General features: G+C 69.2%; 23 protein-coding genes and 1 pseudogene. 7 read left to right on the forward strand and 17 right to left on the reverse strand.

Annotated features, from left to right (window positions below; translation table 11 throughout):
• Nucleotides 1–7 precede the first annotated feature (7 nt).
• From WS70_RS16690 to WS70_RS16745, 10 genes are all read right to left on the reverse strand, one after another.
• Entirely contained in the window at nt 8–316 is a 309-nt protein-coding gene (locus WS70_RS16690; RefSeq protein WP_059471985.1) for an HP0495 family protein, read from the reverse strand.
• Between the two features lie 32 nt (nt 317–348).
• Nucleotides 349–1,260, reverse strand: a complete 912-nt coding sequence (locus WS70_RS16695) for a D-amino acid aminotransferase (RefSeq protein ID WP_059596803.1) — start codon at nt 1,258–1,260, stop codon at nt 349–351.
• A gap of 105 nt (nt 1,261–1,365) precedes the next feature.
• The gene (locus WS70_RS16700; RefSeq protein WP_059596804.1) at nt 1,366–2,676 is read right to left on the reverse strand and encodes a D-alanyl-D-alanine carboxypeptidase family protein; all 1,311 of its coding nucleotides are present in this window, start codon (nt 2,674–2,676) and stop codon (nt 1,366–1,368) included.
• A 716-nt stretch (nt 2,677–3,392) separates the two neighbouring features.
• On the reverse strand, nt 3,393–4,037 hold the full coding sequence (locus tag WS70_RS16715; protein ID WP_059596806.1) for an alpha/beta hydrolase: 645 nt from the start codon (nt 4,035–4,037) through the stop codon (nt 3,393–3,395).
• Between the two features lie 34 nt (nt 4,038–4,071).
• A complete protein-coding gene (locus WS70_RS16720) occupies nt 4,072–4,389 on the reverse strand; it encodes a (2Fe-2S) ferredoxin domain-containing protein (RefSeq protein WP_059471986.1) in 318 nt (105 codons plus the stop codon).
• 74 nt (nt 4,390–4,463) lie between these two features.
• Nucleotides 4,464–5,657, reverse strand: coding sequence for a VanZ family protein (locus WS70_RS16725; RefSeq protein ID WP_059596867.1), 1,194 nt, complete (start codon nt 5,655–5,657; stop codon nt 4,464–4,466).
• 58 nt (nt 5,658–5,715) lie between these two features.
• Nucleotides 5,716–6,354, reverse strand: a complete 639-nt coding sequence (locus WS70_RS16730) for an ABC-type transport auxiliary lipoprotein family protein (protein WP_059596866.1) — start codon at nt 6,352–6,354, stop codon at nt 5,716–5,718.
• A gap of 18 nt (nt 6,355–6,372) precedes the next feature.
• Nucleotides 6,373–7,302, reverse strand: coding sequence for an MlaD family protein (locus WS70_RS16735; RefSeq protein WP_059471860.1), 930 nt, complete (start codon nt 7,300–7,302; stop codon nt 6,373–6,375).
• Nucleotides 7,303–7,319: 17 nt separating this feature from the next.
• Nucleotides 7,320–8,162 (reverse strand): ABC transporter ATP-binding protein, encoded by an 843-nt coding sequence (locus tag WS70_RS16740; protein ID WP_059471861.1) that lies wholly within the window; start codon nt 8,160–8,162, stop codon nt 7,320–7,322.
• Entirely contained in the window at nt 8,159–9,283 is a 1,125-nt protein-coding gene (locus WS70_RS16745; protein WP_059471862.1) for an MlaE family ABC transporter permease, read from the reverse strand. The genes WS70_RS16740 and WS70_RS16745 overlap by 4 nt, the downstream gene beginning before the upstream one ends.
• A gap of 350 nt (nt 9,284–9,633) precedes the next feature.
• On the opposite strand from WS70_RS16745, the gene WS70_RS16750 reads away from it, so the two are divergent.
• The 5 genes from WS70_RS16750 to WS70_RS16775 all read left to right on the forward strand — a co-directional run bounded on the left by WS70_RS16750 (nt 9,634) and on the right by WS70_RS16775 (nt 14,449).
• On the forward strand, nt 9,634–10,131 hold the full coding sequence (locus tag WS70_RS16750; protein ID WP_059471863.1) for a type III secretion system chaperone: 498 nt from the start codon (nt 9,634–9,636) through the stop codon (nt 10,129–10,131).
• Nucleotides 10,118–11,206, forward strand: a complete 1,089-nt coding sequence (locus tag WS70_RS16755; protein WP_226382774.1) for a toxin — start codon at nt 10,118–10,120, stop codon at nt 11,204–11,206. Before WS70_RS16750 ends, WS70_RS16755 begins: the two co-directional genes overlap by 14 nt.
• 1,026 nt (nt 11,207–12,232) lie before the next feature.
• Nucleotides 12,233–13,195, forward strand: coding sequence for a biotin--[acetyl-CoA-carboxylase] ligase (locus WS70_RS16765; protein WP_059596807.1), 963 nt, complete (start codon nt 12,233–12,235; stop codon nt 13,193–13,195).
• On the forward strand, nt 13,192–13,971 hold the full coding sequence (locus WS70_RS16770; protein ID WP_059596808.1) for a type III pantothenate kinase: 780 nt from the start codon (nt 13,192–13,194) through the stop codon (nt 13,969–13,971). Before WS70_RS16765 ends, WS70_RS16770 begins: the two co-directional genes overlap by 4 nt.
• Before the next feature lie 109 nt (nt 13,972–14,080).
• A complete protein-coding gene (locus WS70_RS16775) occupies nt 14,081–14,449 on the forward strand; it encodes a hypothetical protein (RefSeq protein ID WP_059596809.1) in 369 nt (122 codons plus the stop codon).
• A 46-nt stretch (nt 14,450–14,495) separates the two neighbouring features.
• Here the strand turns inward: WS70_RS16775 and rfaE2 are convergent, their stop codons facing one another.
• The 7 genes and pseudogenes from rfaE2 to WS70_RS16810 all read right to left on the reverse strand — a co-directional run bounded on the left by rfaE2 (nt 14,496) and on the right by WS70_RS16810 (nt 21,030).
• Complete coding sequence (gene rfaE2, locus WS70_RS16780; protein WP_059471866.1) at nt 14,496–14,981, reverse strand: D-glycero-beta-D-manno-heptose 1-phosphate adenylyltransferase; 486 nt, start codon at nt 14,979–14,981, stop codon at nt 14,496–14,498.
• Nucleotides 14,982–15,131: 150 nt separating this feature from the next.
• Nucleotides 15,132–15,998, reverse strand: a complete 867-nt coding sequence (locus WS70_RS16785; RefSeq protein ID WP_059471991.1) for a ferritin family protein — start codon at nt 15,996–15,998, stop codon at nt 15,132–15,134.
• A 111-nt stretch (nt 15,999–16,109) separates the two neighbouring features.
• Nucleotides 16,110–16,464: pseudogene (locus tag WS70_RS32955) on the reverse strand (hypothetical protein); the annotation flags it as partial.
• Nucleotides 16,465–16,511: 47 nt separating this feature from the next.
• Nucleotides 16,512–17,810: a patatin-like phospholipase family protein gene (locus tag WS70_RS16795; protein WP_059596810.1), complete on the reverse strand. Its 1,299-nt coding sequence runs from the start codon at nt 17,808–17,810 to the stop codon at nt 16,512–16,514.
• Between the two features lie 36 nt (nt 17,811–17,846).
• The gene (locus WS70_RS16800; RefSeq protein WP_059596811.1) at nt 17,847–18,635 is read right to left on the reverse strand and encodes a PhaM family polyhydroxyalkanoate granule multifunctional regulatory protein; all 789 of its coding nucleotides are present in this window, start codon (nt 18,633–18,635) and stop codon (nt 17,847–17,849) included.
• Between the two features lie 85 nt (nt 18,636–18,720).
• Entirely contained in the window at nt 18,721–19,548 is an 828-nt protein-coding gene (locus tag WS70_RS16805; protein ID WP_059471869.1) for an enoyl-CoA hydratase/isomerase family protein, read from the reverse strand.
• Between the two features lie 495 nt (nt 19,549–20,043).
• Nucleotides 20,044–21,030, reverse strand: a complete 987-nt coding sequence (locus WS70_RS16810; RefSeq protein ID WP_059471870.1) for a fumarylacetoacetate hydrolase family protein — start codon at nt 21,028–21,030, stop codon at nt 20,044–20,046.
• A gap of 117 nt (nt 21,031–21,147) precedes the next feature.
• On the opposite strand from WS70_RS16810, the gene WS70_RS16815 reads away from it, so the two are divergent.
• Both WS70_RS16815 and WS70_RS16820 read left to right on the forward strand, forming a co-directional pair.
• Complete coding sequence (locus WS70_RS16815) at nt 21,148–22,002, forward strand: IclR family transcriptional regulator (protein WP_059471871.1); 855 nt, start codon at nt 21,148–21,150, stop codon at nt 22,000–22,002.
• A 77-nt stretch (nt 22,003–22,079) separates the two neighbouring features.
• Nucleotides 22,080–23,387 (forward strand): DUF3108 domain-containing protein, encoded by a 1,308-nt coding sequence (locus WS70_RS16820; RefSeq protein ID WP_059596868.1) that lies wholly within the window; start codon nt 22,080–22,082, stop codon nt 23,385–23,387.
• Nucleotides 23,388–23,429: the final 42 nt, after the last annotated feature.

The following is a 23,429-nucleotide window of genomic DNA, read 5'->3' on the forward strand; positions in this document are numbered from 1 at the left end:
CCGGCCGTCAGAGCACGACCTTGACCATCGGGTGGCCGGTCAGCGCCCGGTAGATGTTGTCGAGCTGCGCCTGGCTCGTCGCCCGCACGGTGATCGTGAGGCCCGTGTAGTTGCCGCCGCTCGACGCGCGCTCCTCGATCTTCTCGAGATCGATCTCGTTGTCGTGGACGCTCACGACCTTGAAAATCGTGTCCTTGAACTCCGGATGCGCGCGCCCCATCACCTTGATCGGGAAATCGCACGGAAATTCGAGCAGCGTTTCCTTGGGCGTCGCGATTTCGCCCGTCAGCTCGACGGTCTTGTTTGATTCGGTCATGTCGTTCTCCACGCGTCGAGGGCCGGGCCCGCTCAAACGCTTTCCAACTCACGCGCCTTCGCCTGCTGATACGCGGCGTACAGCGCCTCGAACACCGGGCCCGGCCGGCCGCCCTGCACGGGCAGGCCGTCGAGCAGGGTCACGGGCAGGATTTCCTTCGTCGCCGACGTGAGCAGGATCTCGTCGGCCGCACGCAGTTCCGCTTCGTTGATGTCGCGCGCGACGAAGCGGATCCCGCACGCCTCCGCGAGCTCCTCGACGAGCGCGTAGCGGATCCCTTCAAGAATCCTGTTGCTGCGCGGCGGTGCGATCAGCTCGCCGTTCTTCACGATCCACACGTTCGACGACGAGCCCTCCGTCACGTTGCCGTCGCGCAGCTGGATCGTCTCGACTGCGTCGTGCTCGGCCGCATGTTGCGCCATCAGCACGTTGCCGAGCAGCGACACCGATTTGATGTCGCAATGCAGCCACCGGCGATCCTCGGCCGTCACGCAGCGCACGCCCTGCGCGCGCTGCGCGTCGGTCGGCAGCGACAGCGGGCTCGCCATCGCGAACACCGTCGGCACCGCGTTCAGCGGAAATGCGTGGCCGCGCTTCGCGACGCCGCGCGTCACCTGGATGTAGACGATCGCGTGCTGGCCGTCGCCGAGCACCGCCGCGTTTGCGTCGACGACGCGCGCGACGAGCGCGCGCCAGCCCGCTTCGTCGTGCGGATCGTCGATGCCGATCTTCTTCAGGCTGCGCGCGAGACGCACGAGATGCTGCGCGATCCGGAACGGCGCGCGACGTGCGCCGTCGGCGTAGATCGGCACGACTTCGTACACGCCGTCGCCGAAGATGAAGCCGCGGTCGAGCACCGGTACGCGCGCTTCGGACAGCGGCACCAGCTCTTCCCGCGACGCGACGCTCAGGTAGACGGTCGGTTCGATATCGGCTTGGCTCATGGCGTTAAACGAGTGACGAAATCATGACGAAGGGATCCGGTCCCAGTGAATCCGGTCCGCAGGACCCTGATCCCTGGAGACCCGGTCCGGCGAGACCCGGACAGCTTACTTCTTTTTGCTGAACATCAGCAGGATCGAATCCCAGATGCGGCCGAGGAGGCCTGCTTCCGGCACCGGCTGCAGCGCGACGACCGGGAATTCCGCGACCGTCTTGCCGTCGGCGACGAGCTTCACCGAACCGACCGCCTGACCGTCCGCGAGCGGCGCGATGAGCGGCGCGTTCAGCGCGACTTCCGGCTTCACCTTGTCCGCCAAGCCGCGCGGCACCGTGATGAACTGATCCTTCTTCACGCCGACCTGCACGTTGTTGCTCTTGCCCTTGTAGACGCGCGGCGTGTCGATCGCCTGGCCGGCCTTGTAGAGGCGCACCGAATCGAACGCGGTGTAGCCGTAGTTCAGCATCTTCATGCTGTCCTGCACACGGTCGCTTTCCTTCGTCTCGCCCATCATCACGGTGACGAGGCGGCGCGTCGCGTCGGTCGCGCCCGGCAGCGAGCGCTTCGCCGACGCGATCAGGCAGTAGCCCGCCGCCTGCGTGTGGCCGGTCTTCAGGCCGTCGACGGTCGGGTCGAGCCACAGCAGACGATTGCGGTTCGGCTGCTTGATGTTGTTGTACGTGAAGTCCTTGACCGAGAAGATGTTGTAGTAGTCCGGGTAGTCGCGGATCAGGTGCGTCGACAGCTTCGCGAGATCGCCCGCCGTCGTGTAGTGCTGCGGATCGGGCATCCCGTTCACGTCGGCGAAGTGCGTGCCCGCCATCCCGAGGCGCTGCGCTTCCGCGTTCATCATGTTGACGAACTGCGCTTCGCTGCCGCCGACGAGCTCGGCGAGCGCGATCGCGGCGTCGTTGCCCGACTGGATGATCATCCCGTAGACGAGATCGTGCACGCTGACGGGCTTGTTCGCCTCGATGAACATCCGCGACTCGTCACGGCCGACGCGGCGCACCGCTTCGCCCGGCGTAACGATCTGCTCCATCGTGATCTTCTTCGCATCGAGCGCCTCGAACACGAGGTACGCCGTCATCAGCTTCGTCAGCGACGCGGGCTCGACGCGCTCGTCTGCGTTGCCCGATGCGAGCACCTGATTGCTCGTCGCATCGACGAGCACCCACGAGCGCGCGTTCACGCCGGGCGGCGGCACCGCGCCCGGCGCATACGTGGCGGGTGCGCCCGTCGGTGCGGCGGCGGGCGCGGCGGCCGCGTGCTTCGCCTTGGCGGCGGGCTTCGCCTGCGCGACGGCGATCGTCGACACGAGCGCGGCGGGCAGCACGACGCCGAGCGCAAGGTTACGCGCGGCGACGGCAAAAGCGGTGGAGGTGGCGAGTGACGTGAGGCCGAAGGAAGACAGACGCATATCGATTCAGGCTGATGGCAGAAATTTCAGCGCACACGGGGCGCGCGGTTGAAGGGCCGGCGGCGGCGTTCCGGCGGCATCTCTGGGAAGGAAGGCTCGCGAAACGCGCCGATTGGACAGGCGGCGGCGCGATCGGTTCGCTAAGCGAAAAGCGGCGCGGCGGCCTGCACGGCGCATCGGACGTCCGTGCGGACGGGCCGACGCAAAACCCGGCCATTATACGGAAGTTCGCAGCGGCGCTTTTCGGGATTGGGGAGCTTGTCGCGTGGCGGGCGGTGTGATTCGGTCGCGGCGGGCGGGCCGGCGGCCGATCGCGGGTCGATCTTTGGTCGATCTTTGGTCGATCTTTGGTCGATCTTTGGTCGATCTTTGGTCGATCGATTGTCGATCACGGACGGAACGGTGATCGCGCCGGACGCCCATGTCGCGTGCCGCAATTACCATGCAGTCGCCCAAGCCGCGTGCCGCGCCGCTCGGTGCGGTGCCGTGTGGTGCCGTGCGGTGCCGTGTGGTGCCGTGCGGTGCCGTGTGGTGCCGCGCTGCGCCGGTTGTGCAACTCGACCGCGCCATCCATGCACGCCGCGAGATGCAGCACCGCGCCGCAGCGATCCGCCGCAACGCGCCCGGCACGACGAACGTCCGGCATCCGCCCGCTCGCTCGCCGCGCGGCTCACAGCTCACGGCTCACGGCGAAACGAAACGCCGCTCGTCGCGCGTCAGCGCCACGCGCCGACGACGACGCGCTTCAGGATGTGCAGCTTGCGATGGAAGAAGTGCTCGGCGCCCGGAATCACGACGACGGGCAGCTCCTGCGGCCGCGCCCAGTCGTAAACCGACGCGATCGGCACCGTGTCGTCGTTCTCGCCGTGGATTACGATCGTGTCTTCCGGCACGTCGGCGACCTGCCAGCGGCTCGCCGCCGTGCCGACGAACACCATCCGCTCGATCGCCTGCCCCGCATCGCGCAGCCGCTTGCCGACGTGCGACAGCACGAACGTGCCGAACGAAAAGCCGGCGAGCACGACCGGCAGTTCCGCGTGGCCCGGCAGCGAACGCATGTGCGCGAGCACTGCGAGCAGGTCGTCGACCTCGCCCGCGCCGTTGTCGTGCGCGCCTTCCGTCGCGCCCACGCCGCGGAAATTCGAGCGGATCACCGCGTAGTTCAACTGGACGAAGATGCGCGCGAGCGTCTGCGCGACCTTGTTCTCCATCGTGCCGCCGAAGAGCGGATGCGGGTGCGCGACGAGCGCGATCCCGCGCGGCGCGGCCGAGCCGTCGCGCACCGCGTCGGGCAGGTCGATCGCGACCTCGATGTTGCCGACCGGGCCGGCGATCAGGGATTTCTGGGTGTAGGCGTTCATGCAGCAGCGTGCGGGGTGATTCGAAAAACCGTGCTCAGATTCTCAGCCGCTCGACGACCTGGCCGTCGCGCAGATGCGACTCGACGATTTCGTCGATGTCGTTCTTGTCGACGTACGTGTACCAGACGCCTTCCGGATAGACGACGACGACGGGACCTTCCTCGCAGCGGTCGAGGCAGCCCGCCTTGTTGACGCGCACCTTGCCCGCGCCCGCGAGGCCGAGCGCCTTGACGCGCTGCTTTGCGTATTCCTGCATCTCCTGCGAACCGCAGTTCGCGCAGCTCGGACGTTCGGCGCCCTTTTCGCGCTGGTTCAGGCAGAAAAAGACGTGGTGTTGATAGTAGGGATCCATGATGTGGCCCATTGCGTGGGGGCGCCGCGTGAGCGCCCCGCGTTGTCGGACGGAATCGGCAGGCGAGTGGCCGATTATAGCGAGCGGCGCCGTTTGCCGCTGGCGCCGCGCGAAGCGCCCGCCGCGCGCTTCGCGAGCCATGCGCGCTCCGCGCGTCCGGCGAGCCAGACGAGCGCCGCGTACGGCCAGATCCACGCGAGCCAGCGCGCGATGCTGTTGAAGTGCACGTAGCGGCCCTGCTGCCAGCCGGACAGCGCGAAATCGAAGAACGGATTGACGGGCAGCACGTTGACGAGCACGAGCGCGACGGCGAGCGCCGCCGCGGCCAGCGCCGCGCGCCACGCGCTCGCGAGCCGCAGCGCGGCGAGCGCGGCGACGAGACCCGCCGCGATGCCGAGCCGCGCGCCGGGCGTCGCCCAGTCGAACACGAGGCCCGTGTACGACTGCATGAACGTCGCGGCCGCCTTCAGCGCGAGCGCGAACACGGTGAAGCCGGCGACGAGCCGCACGCGCGGCGCGCGCTCGCGCATCGCGAGCGACGCGACCGCGAGCGCCGCGAACAGGCCGAGCGCGGCAAGCAGCGCCTCCCACGCGGAATCGGACAGCAGGCCGTCGAGCCGGTCCGGCCATGCGGGCACGTTCCACGCGGCCGGCGCCCACGCGAGGAGCGCGCCGCGCATCGACACGTCGGCGCTCTCCCAAAGCTCGCTCGGCCAGTCGCCGATGCCGAACAGGAACGGCGACGGAAACAGGATCGCGCCCGCCCACAGCGCGGCGAGAAAGAGCGGCGTCGACGCATCGCGCTCGAACCACGCGAAGCGCACGCGCCGCACGACGCCGCGCTCGATCAGCGCAGTCGCGGCGGGCGCGGCGAGCGTCGCGCCGATCAGCGCGCCGAGCGCATTCGCCGCGAGATCGAGATTCGACGACACGCGCGCCGGCAGATACGTCTGCAGCGCTTCCATCGCGCCCGACAGCAGCGCGCCCGCCGCGGTCGCGGCGAACACGGCCGGCACGCCGCGCAGCGGATAGAGCGCGAGCACCGCGAGCGCGCCGAACGGCAGATAGCCGAGCACGTTGGTGACGATGTCGAACGCGGTCAGATAGCGCGGCAGCGGCGCGAGCAGATAGTCGAACGGGCCGATGCCGAGCGAGCGCCAGCCCGTGAACGGATAAAGCGACGCATAGACGACGAGCGCCGCGTAGACGGCGAACGCCTGACGCGCGAGCGTCGAATGACGACGCTGCCAGCGCGCGGCGCGTTTCATCTCGGCGGCGCCGCGCACGGCGCGGCAAACGCGACAAACGCGGCGTGGGCGGCGGCGTTCACGGCGCGGCGGCGTATGCCTGGACGCCGAGCCACGCGACGAGCTGCGAGACGAGTTCGTCGCTCGCCGTCGCGAGCGCCTGCGCGCCGCCCGCCGCATCCGGCGTGCTCGACGGCGCGCGCGACACGAACGTGCGCTGGCCGAGCACCTTGCCGTCCTGCGTGAGCGTCGCGCGCGCGGTGACGGCCGCGTGGCTCTCCGAGCGCCCGTCGAACACCTGCTCGAACTCGGACAGCTCGACCTTCAGCACGGGCGCGCGCACACTGTCCTCGCCCTCGAGCACCGCGCCGCGCTGCGACAGCGCGCCGCGCAGCCTTTGCGTCAGCAACTGCGCGGGCGGTGCGGTCCATTTGCTGTCGCGGTACACGGCGATGCGCTGCGCATCCGCGTACGCGAGCCGGTAGACGAAACGATCCGAGTTGAGCGCGTCGGGCGCGCTCACGTCGAGCACCTTGAGCGCGGGACCCGCGCCCGCCGACGCGGCCGGCCGCGCGGGCCCGAGGTCGTAGCGGATGTTCGAGAGCGCGGCGGGCGTCCCCGCGCAGCCGTTCAGGCTCGCGATCGTGAGCGCCACGGCGAGCGCGAGCGCCGGACGGCTTCGGCGGAAGAAAGGACCTGACATGAAGTGTGCGTGCATCGCGAATTCCAAGAGTACTTATTTGGCGGGCGTGACGCCCGGCCACACGAATCCCGTCTCGCCCGGGCCCGGCTCGGCGAGCGGCGCGCCGAACAGCAGGCTGCGCGGATTGCGGCCGACATCGCCCGCGACGTCCTTCAGCGTGCGCGACGCGTCGCCGACGTTCGTCGCGAGCGCGTTGAAGCGCGGCAGCGTGTCGTAGCGCACGCGCGCGCTCAGCTCGGCGAGCGTGTCGTTCATCGACGCGAGCGCCTGCCCCGCGCGGTTCAGGTTCGTGACGAGCGGCCCGCCCGGCGCGACGAGCGCGTTCGCCGACGTGAGCGCATGGTTCACGTGCGCCATCGTCTCCGGCATCTGCGCGAGCGCGGGCTCGACCTGCTTCGACAGCTCGGCGACGCCGTCGGCCGCATGCTGCATGCTCGCCGCGGTCGCCTTCAGCTGATCGCGCATGTCCGGCGACAGCATCTCGTTGACGCTCTTCGCGGCGATCTCCATCTGCTTGAGCAGCACGTCGCCGCGCTGCTGGAGCTGGTCGAAGAGACTCGGGTGCATCGGAATCTGCGCGACCGCCTTCGCCGACGTCGGCAGCGGCGCCTGATCCGCGCCCGTGTCGTCGAGCTGCACGAACGCAATGCCCGTCACGCCCTGGAAGCCGAGGCTGCCGAACGTCGAGCGCGTGATCGGCGCGTTCGCGTCGACGAGGATGCGGATCACGATCTCTCCCGGATGCCCGCGGTCGAAGTTGATCGACTGCACCTTGCCGACGTCGAGCCCGCGATAGCGGACGGCCGCGTCGGGGAAGAGCCCCGTCACGTTCGAGCGCGACACGAGATCGTAAGGCACGCGCACCGTGCGATCGACGTTGAACCAATAGACCGCGCCGACGATCGCGAGCAGAAGCCCGATCGTGAACAGGCCGGCCCAGAACGCGTGTGATTTGTTTTCCATGTGGGGGTTCCCTCGTTTTACAGCTCGACGTCCGAAGGCGCCGGTTCGAGCGCCGCCTTCGGCAGGCGCGCGCGACGCTCGGGCGGCAGCGCCTGCAGCGCGCGGCGGCCGCGCCGCCCGAGAAAGTACTCGCGGATGAACGGATGATCGACGCCCGCCGCCTCTTCGACGGGCGCGGCGACGAGCACCTTGCGGTCGGCGATCACCGCGACGCGCGTCGACAGCGCGACCATCGTGTCGAGATCGTGCGTGACCATCACGACGGTGAGGCCCAGCGTGCGATGCAGCGTCGCGATCAGCTCGACGAACTCGTCGGACGCGCCGGGATCGAGCCCCGCCGTCGGTTCGTCGAGAAACAGCAGCTCCGGCTCGAGCGCGATCGCGCGCGCGATCCCGACCCGCTTGACCATCCCGCCCGACAGCGCGGCCGGCATCTTCGACGCGTGCTTGCACGGCAGCCCGACCATCTCGAGCTTCAGCATCACGATGTCGTGCAGCAGGTCCTCCGGCACGCGGCCGAGCTCGCGCAGCGGCTGCGCGACGTTGTCGAACACGGTCAGCGACGAGAACAGCGCGCCGTGCTGGAACAGCATCCCCGAGCGGCTGCGCATCACGCGCGCGGTCTCGGCGTCGATCTTCGACGTGTCCTCGCCAAACACCTTGATCGTGCCGGACGTCGGCCGCTCGAGGCCCAAGATCTGCCGCACGAGCGTCGTCTTGCCCGAACCGGAGCCGCCGACGATCGCCACGATCTCGCCCGGGCGCACGTCGAAGTCCAGGTGCTCGTGGACCACGTTGCGCCCGTAGCGCTTCGTCAGGTCGCGCACCTCGATCACGAAATCGTCGTCGCGCGCGCTCATCCGAGCCCCACGTTCTGAAAGAGGATCGCGAACACCGCGTCGGCGAGGATCACGACCGTGATCGACGTGACGACGGACGTCGTCGTCCCTTCGCCCAGGCTCTGCGAGTTCGCCTTGATCCGGAAACCGAAGTGGCACGCGACGAGCGCGATCAACATCCCGAACACGACGCCCTTGCCGAGCCCGATCCACAGGTTCGCGATCGGCACGACGGACGGCAGCGAGCGCACGAAGAAGTTCAGGTCGATGGCGAGCACGAACTTCGCGGCGAGCGCGCCGCCCGTCAGCGCGATGACGTTGGTCCACATCACGAGGAGCGGCATCGCGACGCCCAGCGCGAGCACGCGCGGCAGCGTGATCCGCAGGCCGTGCGGGATGCCCATCACGCGCATCGCGTCGAGCTCTTCCGTCACCCGCATCACGCCGATCTGCGCGGTGATCGCGGAGCCCGAGCGGCCCGCGACGAGGATCGCCGACAGCACCGGCCCGAGCTCGCGGATCACGGACAGGCCGAGGATATTGACGATGTAGCGGTTCGCGCCGAATAGCTGCAGTTGCTGCGCGGACAGATAGGACAGCACGATGCCGATCAGGAACGCGACGAGCGCCGTGATCGGCAGCGCCTTCGCGCCCGCGGCGTAGACGTTCGCGGAGATCTCGATCCACGGCATCGTGCGCGGCCGGCGCAGCACCGACAGCAGATCGATGATCAGCCCGCCGAGCAGCCCGATGCCGCCGTACAGATGCTCGCCGAACGTAAAGAGGCCCTGGCCGAAGCGCGTGACCGGGTCGGTCCGCACGACGGGCTCGGGCGCCTCGCGGCCTTCGTCGAGCCGCTCGAGCCGCTCGAACACGGTCCGCTGATTGTCGGTGAGCGCGAGCCCTTCGGGCAGCCGGCGGCCCCACACGCGCCAGAGCGCCTGCCCGCCGACGTGATCGAGCCGGACGACGCCGGACAGATCCCACTCGCCGACGGGCTCTTTCGCGAGCCGCGCGATCCGGCGCGCGACGTTGCCGCGGTCGCGCGCGAGGGCAAGCGCCGTCCACTGCCCGTAAAGGCGCACGGTCTGGCCTTGGCTGCCGGAATCGACCGACAGGCCGGGGGGAGTCTGGAAGTCCAAAGGTCGATTTTGCAAAACGGTGACAGCGGTCATTGTAGCGAACCGCTTCGCCGCGCGAAGTCTCGTTTCGCCCGGCCGTCCGGCGCGGTGCGGCGGCGCGCGGCGGCGCACGCATACAGGCTTTGCGTCGCCTCCCGACACCCCGCGACGACGCCGTGCCGAAACACATGCCAGCGCGCACCGCCACACGAATGCCGGACAGAAAAACGAAACAATCGGCGATTTCAACAAGAGGCGTGCGCAACGATCGTGTACCAATACGTGTTGCAGCCGCACCGTGCGGTTCGGCCGCGCTTGCCGTCCGGCGAGCAACCCCGTTTCACGCAACGCCCTCGTTCGACACGATACCCATGACCATCTGTTTTTCCGACTTCTCGCCGAGCATCCGCTCGACTCCGGCGCCTTCCCCGCACGACGGCGCGACCGACGCGCTACTCGCGGAGCTCGCACAGCGGCTGGGACTGCGCAGCCTGCATTTCGACGCGCACGGCCATTGCCGCCTGCTGATCGACGAATCGCTGCCGATCCTGTTGCGCCGTAGCGGCGCACAGCTCGTCGTCATCGGGCGCATCGACTGGCCGCTGCCCGCATCGGCGAGCGAAGACACGCTGCGTCTGTTGCTGCATGCGGCGCTCAATCCGCTCGTCGGCGCGCAGCCGGGCATCGGCTGGCATGAGGAACTGGGGCTCGTCGCGTACCGGGTCGAGCCGGCATTGGAGCTGACGGCCGAAGCGCTCGCGCACCGGCTGTCCGATTTCATCGTCTGGGTAAAGGCGTTTCCCGCGTCGCTGCGCGAAACCGCGCACGTGGCGCGATACGAGAAGAGTGTGATTCATGATCGAGTTTAAGCATCTTGCCGCAACGGCGAGCGCATCGCCGAATGCGCCGCAGGACGTCCGACACGTAGGAACATTGAAGGTCGGCGGGCACGAACACCGCGTCGACGCGGCCTCGCAGCGGCTGCCGCATACGCATCCGCAACATGCGGACGTCAGCCGCTTCTTCGAAGGCGCGAGCCGGGTCTTCGAGAGCGACGGCCCGACGCCGGCCGGACGCCACGCGCCCCCGCCGCCCGCACCGGCGCCCGGCGTGCGGATGCCGCCTCCACCGCCCAGCGCATTGCCGCCCCCAACGCCCGGCGCGCTGCCGCTACCGCCGCTGCCGCCTGCCGCGCGCCCGGCTCCCGTGACGGCAGCGGCACCGCGCACGTCGACGCAGCCGTTTCAGCCGACCGAGCTCAAGCCGTTCGTGAACGAGAACAAGCAGTTGTCGCCGCGCTGGTCGGTGAAGAACTATGTCGACACCGACAAGCTGAGCGCGGGCATTGCGGCAGTGCTCGGCATTGCGCCGCCGCGGATGGACATCGCCGAGACGACGATGGAAGGGCTGTCGAGCGTGATGAGCATCCCGTACTACGCCGACGAACCGACGCTCAATCCGATCGCGTGGACGTCGCCCGAAGGCAGGATCTACATGGCGACCGATGCGCCCGAATATTCGGCGGGCGGCGTGCTCGATGCGGCGAAGATCCGATCGACGCTCGTGCACGAGAGCGTGCATGCGGCTTCGCACGATCACACGGGCTTTCAGCAGACGACGAAGGAAGCCGGCATCAATTCGAACTGGAACTACGACGAGTTCGCGACCGACTATTTCGCGCACAAGGTTTATCAGCGGCTCTATCCGGATGCCGATTACAAGACGAACTACTTCACGACGGATCTCGGCGGACAGCCGAAGGTCTGGGGCGGCAACCTGATCGCGTTCATGGTCCAGTCGGGGCACATGAGCGAGGCCGACATCACGTCGGCCTACGCGAACGGCGATGGCTCGCTCGCGCTGCTCGAAGGCGAGAAGCTCGATGCCTGGAAGCAGTATGCGAAGACGGGGCGCGCGACGGCGCTGCAGAAGCACGTTCAATAAGTCGGGCGCTTCGCGCGGCGGTGCCGGGCCGTCCATCGGCGGATGGGCGGCGCGGCCTCTTCGGCCGGCGATTCTCTGGATTCGGCGTCGCGGCGCATGGCGATCGCTGACTTCGCCGGCGATGCCGGGTCGAGGCGTTTTGTTGGCTGCGTTTGGGGCGTTTGGGGCGTTTGGGGCGTTTGGGGCAAATCGCTCCGGCATGCGTCCGCCAAACGCACGATTCGAATCGCCGAACTCACCCTCAAACGCATTCGCCGAGCTGCCGCGCCTCGCACGCGATGCAACAGAAACAGGATCCAAGCCCCCCTGCGCTCGATCGGCGTCGCGCGAAGGCATGTCGACGTGAACCGGTCCCGGCACGCTCGCGCATCGCACCGCCCCGGTTTCTCCGCCTCGCGCCACGCCGAACACATTCCGTATCGGCGTGCTGACACGTCGTGCACACGCCGCGCGAACCCCTCGCTCGCGTGAAGCGGCCGTCGCGCCGACGCCGCGTGACGACCCGCCGGCCAACCATCGCAATCGATCGGCGTGCATTCCCACTGACGCATGCTCGCGCATCCCGGCACGACGCCCGATACATGCCCGATACATGCCCGATCCGCGATTACGCCCGCGATGCCGCGTCGATGGCCACGTCGAAGCGATCGAGCGCGCCGGCCACTACAATCGGAGTCTTTCGCGCTCTGTGGGCGACGGTTCGCCGACGCGACGTGCGCAATCGCCTGTCGCCTGTCGCTTGCCGCCTGTCATCCGCCAACCGTCGGTCGCCGATCCCGCAGTCCCGCGATTTGTCGCCTCGGCGCGATCCACCGATCCACCGATCCACCGATCCGCCGCACGCGCCGAGCATTCGCGCCGCACGCGCCGCAGCCCCGCCAATCGCCCGTCGCCGGACGACGCGGCTATGATGGGCGAATCGCCGACGAACGCATGAAAGAACGCGATCCGCAATCCCCCGTCAAGCGACGGGACAATCGAACTTTACGCTGGCAACCGTCGACCAGTTCCGCAACAATACGCGCCATGAATGTCGCCACCCTCCCTTCAACGCCCGCGGACGACGGGCCGCTCATCGATCGCGCACGCGTCGATGCACGCCTTGTTCCCGCAGCCCGCGAATGGTCGATCGAGATCGTCGACACGACGGGTTCGACCAACGCTGACCTCGCCGCGCACCTGAAGACGCTGCGTCGCAACCGCGACGCGCTCGCCGCGCCGATCGCGCGCGTCGCGTACGAGCAGACGGCCGGACGCGGCCGGCAAGGCCGCCCGTGGTTCGCCAGGCCGGGCGACGCGCTGCTTTGCTCGATCGCGTGCGTATTGCCGTGTCCGGTCGGCGAGCTCGCGGGCCTGAGCCTCGCCGTCGGCGTCGCGCTCGCCGAAGCGCTTGCCGGGACGGACGGCGCGCCGCTTGCGGGCCAACGCGCGAACGCTGCTGCCGACGCCCATCGCATCGCGCTCAAATGGCCGAACGATCTGCTCGTCACGACAACGCGCGACGGTGAAACCGCGATCGTCGGCAAGCTCGCCGGCATCCTGATCGAAACCGTCTGGAACACGAACGATGCGACCGCGGTCGTGATCGGCTTCGGCGTCAATGTGCGCACGGCCGACGCCGCCGCAGCCGAAGTCGACGCGCTGCGCGAGCGCGACGCGACGCTCGCGAGCGGCCTGCCGCCCGTCGCGCTATCCGCCGTTCGGCCCGGCGCGAATCTCACCGACGCGTTCGCCGCCGCGCTGAACGCGCTCGCCGTCGCGCTGCCCGCGTTCGCAGCGGACGGCCTCGCCCCGTTCGCCGCGCGCTGGAACGCGCTGCACGCGTATGCGGGCCGCGACGTCGTGCTGCTCGAACGCGGCGCGGAAATCATGCGCGGCGTCGCCGTCGGAATCGACGCGACCGGCCAGTTGCTGCTCGACACGCCCGCCGGCCGGCAAGCGATCGCGGCGGGCGACGTGTCGCTGCGCGCGCCGGGAGCCGTCCGATGAGCGGCTTGTGCTTGCTGATCGACGCGGGCAACAGCCGCGTCAAATGGGCGCTCGCGGACACCGAACGCCATTTCGTCTCGATCGGCGCGTTCGGGCACGCGGACGACGCGCCGGACTGGTCGACGCTGCCCGCGCCGCGCGGCGCATGGATCTCGAACGTCGCGGGCGACGCGGCAGCCGCACGCATCGACGCGCTGATCGACGCGCACTGGCCCGCGCTGCCGCGCACCGTCGTGCGCGCAAGCGCCGCGCAGTGCGGCGTGACGAACGGCTACACGGAGCCGGCACGTCTCGGCAGCGACCGCTGGGCAGGCCTCATCGGCGCGCATGCGGCGTTTCCGGGCGAGCATCTGCTGATCGCGACGTTCGGCACCGCGACGACGCTCGAAGCGCTGCGCGCCGACGGCCATTTCGCGGGCGGGCTGATCGCGCCCGGCTGGGCGCTGATGATGCGCTCGCTCGGCACGCACACCGCGCAGCTGCCGACGGTGTCGATCGACGCGGCGACGAACCTGCTCGACGAGCTCGCCATGAACGACGCGCACGCGCCGTTCGCGATCGACACGCCGCACGCGCTGTCCGCCGGCTGCCTGCAGGCGCAGGCGGGGCTCATCGAGCGCGCATGGCGCGATCTGGAAAAGGCATGGAAGGCGCCCGTGCGGCTCGTGCTGTCGGGCGGCGCGGCGGACGCGATCGTGCGCGCGCTGACCATCCCGCACACGCGGCACGATACGCTCGTGCTGACGGGCCTCGCGCTGATCGCGCATTCGGCGTGACGCGCGCCGCGCGAGCGCGCGGCCCGCACGGCTTCGGCGCACGAAGCGGCGCATCGCCGCCATGCGCGGCGGATTGACGGTAACGGAACGATTCTCGGGAGTATCGACGATGCTGCGCTGGCTGATCTCTATTCTCTTTCTCGCCAACATGCTCGCGTTCGTCGTGGTACGCGGCCTGTTCGGCCCGATGCCTGCCGCGGGCTCGCGCGAGCCGGGTCACGCGCTGCTGCAGGTGCGGCCGGATGCGCTGCGCGTGACGCCCGTGTCCGAGGCGATGGATCAGCCGACCGTCGGCGGGCCGATCATGTCGCCGCCGCTCGATACCGCACCGCTGAACGCGCCCGGCTCGGTGCCCGGCTCGGCCGCCGGCGCCACGCCGGGTTCGCGGGCACCCGCATCGGCGTCCTCGGCGACGCCCGCCGCGGCCGCGACGCCCGCATCGGCGCAAACCCCTTCGAACGCCTCCGCCGCGCAATGACGCAGCGGCGCGCCGCAGCCGCGACGGCAGCCGCGCATGCCTTCGCTCAGTTCGACGGCGACCGCACTTTCTTCAGCAGCGCGGTCGTCGAGCGATCGTGCTCGAACGGAATCGCGAGCGCCCGCCCACCCCAGCCGCGCACGAGCGCCGATTCGGGCAGCGCGTCCATGTCGTAATCGCCGCCCTTCACGAGGATGTCGGGACGCACCGCGTCGATCAGCGAAACCGGCGTCTTTTCGTCAAAGCCGACGACCCAATCGACGCATTCGAGCGCGGCGAGAAGCGCCATCCGGTCTTCCTGGGCGTTGATCGGCCGATCGTCGCCCTTGCCGAGCATGCGCACCGACGCATCGCTGTTCACGCCGACGACGAGACATGCGCCGAGCGCCTTCGCATCGGCGAGATAGGTGACGTGGCCGCGATGCAGGATGTCGAACACGCCGTTCGTAAACACGACGGGCGCGGGCAGCGACGCGCGCAATGCGACGAGCGCGTCGCGGGTGATCAGCTTGCGTTCAAACGAAGCGGGCATGGTGCAAAAACTCGTTGGGCGGGATGATCGGAAAACGACGTCGAGCATCACGCTCGACGCGCGCCGGCTGCGACGCGAAGCAGCAAAAGAAAAGCCCGCCGGGCCTGCGAGCGGGCTTTTCGCGCGATGCGGCGCCGCGTGCTGCGCGCGTTACGCGGGCTGCGTGGCGGCCGAGCCGCTTCCCGCCTGCAGGCGCACCGTCACTTCCTTCCGATAGCGGTTCAGTTCCTGCGCGGTCGCGAACGTGCGCTCGAACAGCACCGACAAATTGTGCAGGATCCGGTCGACGACCTTCTTTTCCCACTCGCCGTCGAACAGGATCTGCTCGTCGAGCCAGCGCTCGAGCCATTCCGGATCGGGCAGGCGCGATTGCACGGTGTCGCGCGGGAACAGCGCCTGGTTCACGTGCAGGTTCGTCGGGTGCAGCGGCTTCTCGGTGCGGCGCGCCGACGCCATCAGTACGCCGATCTTCGAGAACGCCGCGCGCGCGACGTCGCCGCAATTGTTGAGCGCCTTCTTCATGTAGCGCAGGTACGCGCCGCCATGACGCGCCTCGTCGCGCGAGATCGTTTCGTAGATGTGCTTGATGACGGGCTCGGTATGCCACTCGGCCGCACGGCGATACCAGTGGTTCAGGCGAATCTCGCCGCAGAAGTGCAGCATCAGCGTCTCGAGCGGCGGCGCCGGATCGAACTCGAAGCGCACCGCATGCAGTTCCTCTTCGGTCGGCATCAGCTCCGGCCGGAAGCGGCGCAGGTATTCCATCAGCACGAGCGAGTGCTTCTGCTCCTCGAAGAACCAGACGCTCATGAACGCGGAGAAGTCGCTGTCGTGATGATTGTCGCGCAGGAACATCTCCGTCGCGGGCAGCGCCGACCACTCGGTGATCGCGTTCATCTTGATCGTCCTCGCCTGCTCGTCGGTCAGGAGCGACGCGTCGAACTTGTCCCACGGAATGTCCTTCTCCATGTCCCAGCGGACGGCTTCGAGCGACTTGTAAAGTTCCGGATAAAGCATGGTGTTCATGGTCCCACCCCTGTTCTGCGCAATGCGACAACTTAAACGAGACTGTTGCGGCAAACCGGCCCAGTGCGGGCGTTTTCGCAACCAAGTCGATAATTTTACGCGCTAATCCGGGCCCGGACGCAGGTTTCGCGCCGGACGCCGGGCGGCCGCGCTACCACCGTGGGGCAGGCCGCACTCAGCGCTCCCGACGAGATCGAAAGCCGCGTCGCGCATGCCTGAAAGGCGCCGGCGCACCGCCGGCTTCGTTGCCGGGACCCGCGCGCGCCTTGCAGAACGGCTGCGCTCGAGCGGCCCGATATGATGTATTCGGCGGCGGCCATGATAGCACGCGACTGTGACCGTTCCGAGACGGCGGCGGGCGCCGGGACCACGCCCATGCGGCAAAGCGTCGCGGCGAAAGCTTTCTGTCAGCGTGGCGAAAACGCAACCCAAGCGGCGGATGCGGCGGCCGAATGCGTGTCGCCGTCCGAATCGGGCCGAGCGGGCTGCATCGTCACGCGGCCGTCAGTGCCGCGCCGCCCGGGCGGGCGCGCCCGACAAGCTCGACACGCTCGACATGCCGCCGTCCGACGTGTCGTCGCCCGCGCCCGCGACGCTCGCGCTCGCTTCGCGGCCGGCGCCCGGGCCGTGCTCGGCCTCCGCGCCGCTGCGCTCGGCGGACGCGATCCACTGCGCGAGCCGCTCGCGCTGCCCGTGCGCGTCACGGTAGCCGAGCTCGACGAGCTCGCGCGTGAATTCGGCCTCGAACAGCAGATAGCTCGCGAAAGACGCGCCCGCCGGCTTGTTGCCGCCCACCGCGCCGAGCAGCCCGCGCACCGTGAGCGGCAACCGCTTCAGATGCTTCGACGCGATGAGCTCGATCCGCTCGGACGGCGCGATCGCGAGCACGTCGACATGCCGCCAGCCGCTCGTCGGCTCGACGTAGGCGGGCAGGTGCTCGATCATCCGGTTCACGTGGTCGATCCGCTCGATGTCGGCGCCGATCGAATCGAGGAACACGCTCGCGAGCACCTGCTGGCCAATCTGCGCGAGCGACGGATAGCCGCGCCCGTTGCCGTTCGCGGCGGGCACCTCGGGCCGCGGGTCGGCGGCGCCGACGACGACGATCCGATCGCTGCCGAAATGGATCGCCGGCGACAGCGGCGCGATCTGCCGGATCGAGCCGTCGCCGAAATATTCGATCTGGCCGTCGAGCACGAGCGGCACTGCGGGAAACACGAACGGGATCGCCGACGACGCGAGCAGATGCCCGGCCGACAGGTCGACCATCCGCGCGGTGCGCTCCGCGCGCCGCCACGCCTGGATCGGTTCGCTCGCCTGATAGAACGTCAGATGCCGGCCGCTCGAATAGCTGAGCGCCGTTACCGACAGCGCATGCAGCTTGCGCGCCTCGAGCATCAGCTCGATCCGGTGGAAGTCGAGTTCGCGCCGCAGCAAGTACGCGAGCGGCGAGTTGTCGAGCAGCCCGCGCGGCGAACGGCGCGCCGCCCAGCCGAGGCTCATCGCCGCGAGCCAGCGCGCGCCCGCGGCGGCGATGCCGAGCCAGTCGGTTCGATAAACGTGATCGGCGCGCAATTGTTCCCAGAAATCGAGGAGACGCCGCACGCCGTGCTCGAAGTCGTCGGCGTGACTCGCGAGCGACGTCGCGTTGATCGCGCCCGCCGACGAACCGCAGATCACCGTGAACGGCGACGTGCGCCGCTTCGGATCGACGTCGCGCGCGATCTCGGCGAGCCCCTTCAGCACGCCAACCTGATACGCGGCGCGCGCGCCGCCCCCCATCATCACGAGCGCGAGCCGCATGTCTGCCTCAGCGTGTCCTCATCGGCGGCGCGCGCATCACGGGCTGCGCCTCGCCGTCTTCTTCGCGGCGGCGGACTTCGCGCCGCCGGCCGCGCTCGATGCACGCTCGGCCGCCGAACCGCTCGCGCGCGGCGAAGCCGCACGGCGCGTGGCCGGCTTCTTCGCGGCGGACGGCTTCTTCGCCGCCTCGTCGCCCGGCGCATCCGCGTCGGCGGGCGGCGTCATGCCCGGTTGCGTCATCGCGAAGCGCGCGAGCTGGTTGAACTGCGATTGCAGCAGATTCCACCAGCCCGCCGGATCGAACGCGTCGGCGCCCGGCGCCGCTTGCGGCGGCTCGGTACCGCTGGCGTCGGCTGCCGCGCTCGCGGATGCACCGGCGCGCGCGCGCGCATCGTCTTCGCGCGACGACGCGAGCGCGGCGGAAGAGGATTCACCGTGCGCCGAGTCGTCGGGCGACAGCGCGGCTTCCGCCGCGGCCATCGACGTCTGTGCGAACGCGCCGAACGCGCGCAGCGTCGCGAGCGTCGCGCGCTGCACCTCGAGCGCCTGGATCGCGGACTGCAGCATGCCGAGGTTGAGCTTCAGCCACTGCTCGACCGCGCGCAGATCGGTGATCCGCTTGTCGAGCTCCTCGACGCTCGCGAGCGGCGCCATCAGGTCCGACATCGCCGACAGCGACGGCGGCAGCCCTTGCGACGCGCCGGGAAACCCGCCCATTCCGCCGAACGGCGTGAGACGCATCATGTCCCACATCTTGTCGAGGAAGCCGGCGGGCTGAAAGCCGCCAAAGCCGGAAAACGGATTGGAGCCGTTGGTGTCGGTCATCGTCGATTCCTTCGAAACGAATGAAGCGGGTCACGGGGAAACGCCGCGCGGCGGCGTCCATGGTCGATCATAGCGTGCGCCGCGCTCACGACGGCGCGTCGCCCGTGAAATCCGGCGTGCGGCGCTCGCGCAGCGAACGAATCCCTTCGCGCACGTCCGGCCCGGAAAACCCCATGAATTCGAGTGCGAGCGACGCGTCGAACGTCGGCCCCGCGAGCCGCAGCCAGTTGTTGAGCGCGTACTTGGTCCAGCGGATCGCGCTTTGCGAGCCGTGCGCGAGCCGCTCGGCGACCTCGTACGCCTTCGGCAGCAGATCGTGATCGTCGACCGCGAGCGACACGAGCCCGATGCGCTCGGCTTCGTCGCCGCTCACGGGCTCGCAGAGCAGCAGGTGGTATTTCGCCTTCGCCATCCCGCACAGGAGCGGCCAGACGATCGCCGCATGATCGCCCGCGGCGACGCCGAGGCGCGTGTGGCCGTCGATGATCCGCGCGCTCTTCGCGGCGATCGACACGTCGGCGAGCAGCCCGGCGACGAGCCCCGCGCCGACGGCGGGCCCGTGCATCGCCGACACGATCGGCTTGCCGCAGTTGATCACGTTGTAGACGAGATCGCGCGCCTCGCGCCAGACGCGCTCGCGCACCGCGTGGTCGTCGGCCATCCGCTCGACGAGCGCGAGATCGCCGCCCGCCGAGAAGCCCTTGCCTTCGCCGCGAATCACCGCGACGCGCGCGTGCGGATCGCGATCGACGTCGCGCCAGATGTCGGCGAGCTCGCGATGCATCGCTTCACTCGCGACCGCGAGACCGCTGCGGTTCGCGCCTTCGCCGCTCATCACGATTTCGAGGATGCCGTGCGGCTGGCGTCGGATGCGCAGCGCTTCGTAGCCGGCATAGAGGGCGAGATCGGGCATGCTGGACCTTCCTTCGATTGAGGGTGGGCGGCCGGGAGGCTTTCTGTCTCTCGATTCAGTGTAGCGAAGCCCGTTCGGACGGGCATCGGGCGAAACCCGGCGCGGGATCGGGAATCGGCGACGGGGCGCCTCGGAGAGAGTTTCTCACGTGTCGGCGGATAGTATCGTCGTGGCGACGCCCCCACCCCGCCAAATGCGCGTCGTTCTCGCCGCGCGCGCGGAACCCGTCTTTGTCCGGATCAATCGGCGTGAGCTTCGCAGGCGGCGCGACGACGTCCGGCATCGGATGGTCGCCATTCGCCGCGCCCGCCGCCGATACGCTGCCGCCCAGGTTTCTGGCGCTCCGCGCGGGATCTGCGCCGCCATGGAATTCAGCGGCCCGCCAGCATCGCGGCGGCTTCAGCCCGCCATCCTGCAGTCGGCCGATCACGGTCGCGCGAGCGCCCGGCAATGTCCGGCATGTCGGGCCGAGTCGACAAGAAAACGAGCTTCCCCCTATCGATCCAACGGCGCCACCGCCTGCTCGATCGCCCCGAAGATCGACTTGCCCGCCTCGTCGAACATCTCGATCTTTACCTTGTCGCCGTAACGCATGAACCCGGTCTGCGGCGCGCCGTGCTCGATCGTCTCGAGGCAGCGCTTCTCGGCGATGCAGCAGTAGCCGCGCTTCGCGTCCTGGTTCGACACCGTGCCCGAGCCGACGATCGAGCCCGCGCGCACATTGCGCGTCTTCGCCGCGTGCGCGATCAGTTGCCCGAAGTGAAACACCATGTCGGCGCCCGCGTCCGGCTGGCCAACCTTCTTGCCGTTCCAGTGGACGATCATCGGACGGTGCACGCGGCCGTCGCGCCAGTGCTCGCCGAGCTCGTCCGGCGTCACGGCGACCGGCGCGAACGCGGACGCCGGCTTGCTCTGGAAAAAGCCGAAGCCCTTCGCGAGCTCGGCGGGAATCAGATTGCGCAGCGACACGTCGTTGACGAGCGTGACGAGCCGCACGGCCTTCAGCGCTTCGTCGGGCGTCGCGCCCATCGGCACGTCGGCCGTGATCACCGCGACTTCCGCCTCGAAATCGATGCCCCACTCGTCCGACGCGCAGACGATGTCGTCGCGCGGCCCGAGGAAGTCGTCGCTGCCGCCCTGGTAGAGCAGCGGATCGGTCCAGAACTCCGGCGGCATCTCGGCGCCGCGCGCGCGGCGCACGAGCTCGACGTGGTTCACGTAAGCGGAGCCGTCCGCCCATTGGAACGCGCGCGGCAGCGGCGCCATGCAGTCGGCGGGCTCGAACGGGAACGCATTCCGCGCGCGGCCCTGGTTCAGCGCGTCGTACAGGTCGCGCAGCTGCGGCGCGTAGAACGCCCAGTCGTCGAGCACGCGCTGCAGCGTCGGCGCGATCGCGTCGGCGATCGCCGCCGTGTGCAGATCGCGGGATACGACGATCAGCTGGCCGTCGCGCGTGCCGTCCTTGAGCGAAGCAAGTTTCATAGAGAAGTGAGCCGTTGTAGTGACGATGGAAGGAATCTATTTTACGATGGTGAATCCGCTCGGCGGCGCGCGCCGCAAGCCGCGCGGACGTTCCGTTCTCTTTCTTCCCGCCACGCCGTGAACAAGTTCGCCTCAAACGCTCCCGACGACGATCTCGCCGACGACAACGACACCGCCGAGGAAAAGGTCCGCTCGGGCATCCAGTCGATCGAGGTCGGCTTTCGCCTCCTCGACGTGCTGACGAGCGAGCCGCGCGCGATGATGCTGCGCGACCTCGCGCAACGTGCGGAGATGAGTCCGGCGAAGGCGCACCGCTATCTCGTGAGCTTCCAGCGGCTCGGGCTCGTCTCGCAGGATCCGGTGTCGGGCCGCTACGAGCTCGGCGGCTTCGCGCTGCAGATGGGCCTCGCGCGGCTCGCGCGCGTCGACGGCGTGAAGCTCGCGCGGATCGCGCTGACCGCACTGCGCGATCAGCTCGACCAGACAGTCGGCATCGCGGTATGGGGCAACCAGGGGCCGACGATCGTCCACTGGATGGAGTCGAGCCATCCGGCGAAGGCGTCGCTCAAGCTCGGCGATGTGATGCCGCTCCTTGGCTCGGCGACGGGCCTCGTGTTCGCCGCGTATCTGCCGCGCAGCAAGACGGTCGCGATGATCGAGCGCGAGCTCGCCGACACGCGGCGCGCAACGCATTACACCGGGCCGCGCACGCTCGCCGAAGTCGATGCCGTGCTCGCCGACGTGCGCGCGCATCGCGCAGCGCGCGTCGAAGGGATGCTGCTGCCGACGATCAACGCGTTCGGCATGCCCGTGTTCGACGCGGTCGGCGATCTCGCGCTCGCGATCATCGCGCTCGGCCACGAAGGCGCATTCGACCTCCGCTGGGACGGAGAGATCGACGTCGCGCTGCGCGCATGCGCACGGAAGCTGTCGTACGAGCTTGGGTATAGTGAAGGGGCGCGCGACGCCTGACCGGCGCCGCCGCATCCCGGCCGCGCGACTCGCGCGCGCCCCGTTTCGTCGCCGTTCGAGATGTTCGCCCGCCCTTGATGCCGCCGTCGTCCACCGTTTCGCCGAATCCGCGCATCGCGCCGCACCGCGTGCGGCGCGCGGTGCTCGCCTTCGCGCTCGTGCTCGTGCTGCACTGGCTCGCCGCGCTGTGGCTCGTGCGCTTTCGCGAGCCGTTCAAGCCGGTCGAGCCCGAGAACGTGCCGGTTCAGGTCGAATTGCTGAAGCCCCGGCAGATCGAGCGCGCGCCGGCGCCGGCCAAGCCCGCCGCCGCTCGGCCGCAGGCCGCGCAAAAGCGCGCGGCTCCCGCGCCGCGCGCCCGCGCGCCGCATCGTTCGGAGCCCGTATTGAGCGCCGTCGAGTCTCCCGTCGAATCGCCCGCCGCGGCACCTGCGGCCGAGCCCGCGAGCAGCACCGCGACGGCCGGCGCGGCCAACAGCGCGTCGGGCAGCGCGGCAAGCGCCGCGTCGGGCGCCGGCGCAACCACGCGGCCCGGTGAAGGATCGATGGGCGACGCATCGCCCGGCGTGAAGTTCGCGCTGCCGCCGTCGGGCGAGCTGCAATACGACACGTTCTACAACGGCATGCAGAACATGCCGGGCACGATCCACTGGCAGACGGACGGCAGCCGCTATTCGCTGTACGTGTCGATGCCGATGCCGTTCGTCGGCCCGTACACGTACGAGAGCCGCGGCCGCGTCGACGCATTCGGCATCGCGCCGGAGCGCTACGTCGAGACGCGCGGCAGGCGGCCGCCCGACTTCGCGATCTTCAATCGCGAGACGAAGCAAATCGTGTTCACGAGCACGCCGAATTCGGTCGCGCTGCCGGACGGCGCGCAGGACCGCTTCAGCATGCTGATGCAGCTCGCGGGCCTCGTCGGCGGCGATCCCGATGCGTATCGCCCCGGCGTCACGCGCGAGTTCTTCATCGTCGATCGCGACAGCGGCGAAACCTGGCCGATCACGACGATCGGCGACGAGACGATCTCGACGAGCGCGGGCTCGCTCGACGCCAGACATTTCATGCGCCTGCCGCGCCGCACGGGCGACACGCGCCGCATCGACATCTGGCTCGCGCCGTCGCTCGGCTGGCTGCCCGTGCGGATGGTTCAGACTGAACCGAACGGCGCGCAGATCGAACTGCTCCTGCATCGCCGCACGAGCACGCGCGGCGCGTCGAGCGATAGCGCAGACATAAGCGCGAACGCACGTGCGGGCTCAAGCGCAAACGCGGGCGCCGCACCCACATCGGCATCGGGCGCACCGCTCGGCGCAGACAATTCGGTAAATTCGACCGAAGCTACGCCGGCCATTTCGCCGGCTGTTCACGAGCAGCAACAACCTTGACAATCTTTGACACCAAGTTTCGTCCACGGGTGGAGAATCGGA

Source organism: Burkholderia mayonis (assembly GCF_001523745.2).
Classification (GTDB): domain Bacteria; phylum Pseudomonadota; class Gammaproteobacteria; order Burkholderiales; family Burkholderiaceae; genus Burkholderia; species Burkholderia mayonis.

What these genes read in the sequence shown, in the direction of transcription:
- WS70_RS16690 (WP_059471985.1), bottom strand. Translation starts at nt 316, where the DNA reads ATGACCGAATCAAACAAGACCGTCGAGCTGACGGGCGAAATCGCGACG.
- WS70_RS16695 (WP_059596803.1), bottom strand. Translation starts at nt 1,260, where the DNA reads ATGAGCCAAGCCGATATCGAACCGACCGTCTACCTGAGCGTCGCGTCG.
- WS70_RS16700 (WP_059596804.1), bottom strand. Translation starts at nt 2,676, where the DNA reads ATGCGTCTGTCTTCCTTCGGCCTCACGTCACTCGCCACCTCCACCGCT.
- WS70_RS16715 (WP_059596806.1), bottom strand. Translation starts at nt 4,037, where the DNA reads ATGAACGCCTACACCCAGAAATCCCTGATCGCCGGCCCGGTCGGCAAC.
- WS70_RS16720 (WP_059471986.1), bottom strand. Translation starts at nt 4,389, where the DNA reads ATGGATCCCTACTATCAACACCACGTCTTTTTCTGCCTGAACCAGCGC.
- WS70_RS16725 (WP_059596867.1), bottom strand. Translation starts at nt 5,657, where the DNA reads ATGAAACGCGCCGCGCGCTGGCAGCGTCGTCATTCGACGCTCGCGCGT.
- WS70_RS16730 (WP_059596866.1), bottom strand. Translation starts at nt 6,354, where the DNA reads ATGCACGCACACTTCATGTCAGGTCCTTTCTTCCGCCGAAGCCGTCCG.
- WS70_RS16735 (WP_059471860.1), bottom strand. Translation starts at nt 7,302, where the DNA reads ATGGAAAACAAATCACACGCGTTCTGGGCCGGCCTGTTCACGATCGGG.
- WS70_RS16740 (WP_059471861.1), bottom strand. Translation starts at nt 8,162, where the DNA reads ATGAGCGCGCGCGACGACGATTTCGTGATCGAGGTGCGCGACCTGACG.
- WS70_RS16750 (WP_059471863.1), top strand. Translation starts at nt 9,634, where the DNA reads ATGACCATCTGTTTTTCCGACTTCTCGCCGAGCATCCGCTCGACTCCG.
- WS70_RS16755 (WP_226382774.1), top strand. Translation starts at nt 10,118, where the DNA reads ATGATCGAGTTTAAGCATCTTGCCGCAACGGCGAGCGCATCGCCGAAT.
- WS70_RS16765 (WP_059596807.1), top strand. Translation starts at nt 12,233, where the DNA reads ATGAATGTCGCCACCCTCCCTTCAACGCCCGCGGACGACGGGCCGCTC.
- WS70_RS16770 (WP_059596808.1), top strand. Translation starts at nt 13,192, where the DNA reads ATGAGCGGCTTGTGCTTGCTGATCGACGCGGGCAACAGCCGCGTCAAA.
- WS70_RS16775 (WP_059596809.1), top strand. Translation starts at nt 14,081, where the DNA reads ATGCTGCGCTGGCTGATCTCTATTCTCTTTCTCGCCAACATGCTCGCG.
- rfaE2 (WP_059471866.1), bottom strand. Translation starts at nt 14,981, where the DNA reads ATGCCCGCTTCGTTTGAACGCAAGCTGATCACCCGCGACGCGCTCGTC.
- WS70_RS16785 (WP_059471991.1), bottom strand. Translation starts at nt 15,998, where the DNA reads ATGCTTTATCCGGAACTTTACAAGTCGCTCGAAGCCGTCCGCTGGGAC.
- WS70_RS16795 (WP_059596810.1), bottom strand. Translation starts at nt 17,810, where the DNA reads ATGCGGCTCGCGCTCGTGATGATGGGGGGCGGCGCGCGCGCCGCGTAT.
- WS70_RS16800 (WP_059596811.1), bottom strand. Translation starts at nt 18,635, where the DNA reads ATGACCGACACCAACGGCTCCAATCCGTTTTCCGGCTTTGGCGGCTTT.
- WS70_RS16805 (WP_059471869.1), bottom strand. Translation starts at nt 19,548, where the DNA reads ATGCCCGATCTCGCCCTCTATGCCGGCTACGAAGCGCTGCGCATCCGA.
- WS70_RS16810 (WP_059471870.1), bottom strand. Translation starts at nt 21,030, where the DNA reads ATGAAACTTGCTTCGCTCAAGGACGGCACGCGCGACGGCCAGCTGATC.
- WS70_RS16820 (WP_059596868.1), top strand. Translation starts at nt 22,080, where the DNA reads ATGCCGCCGTCGTCCACCGTTTCGCCGAATCCGCGCATCGCGCCGCAC.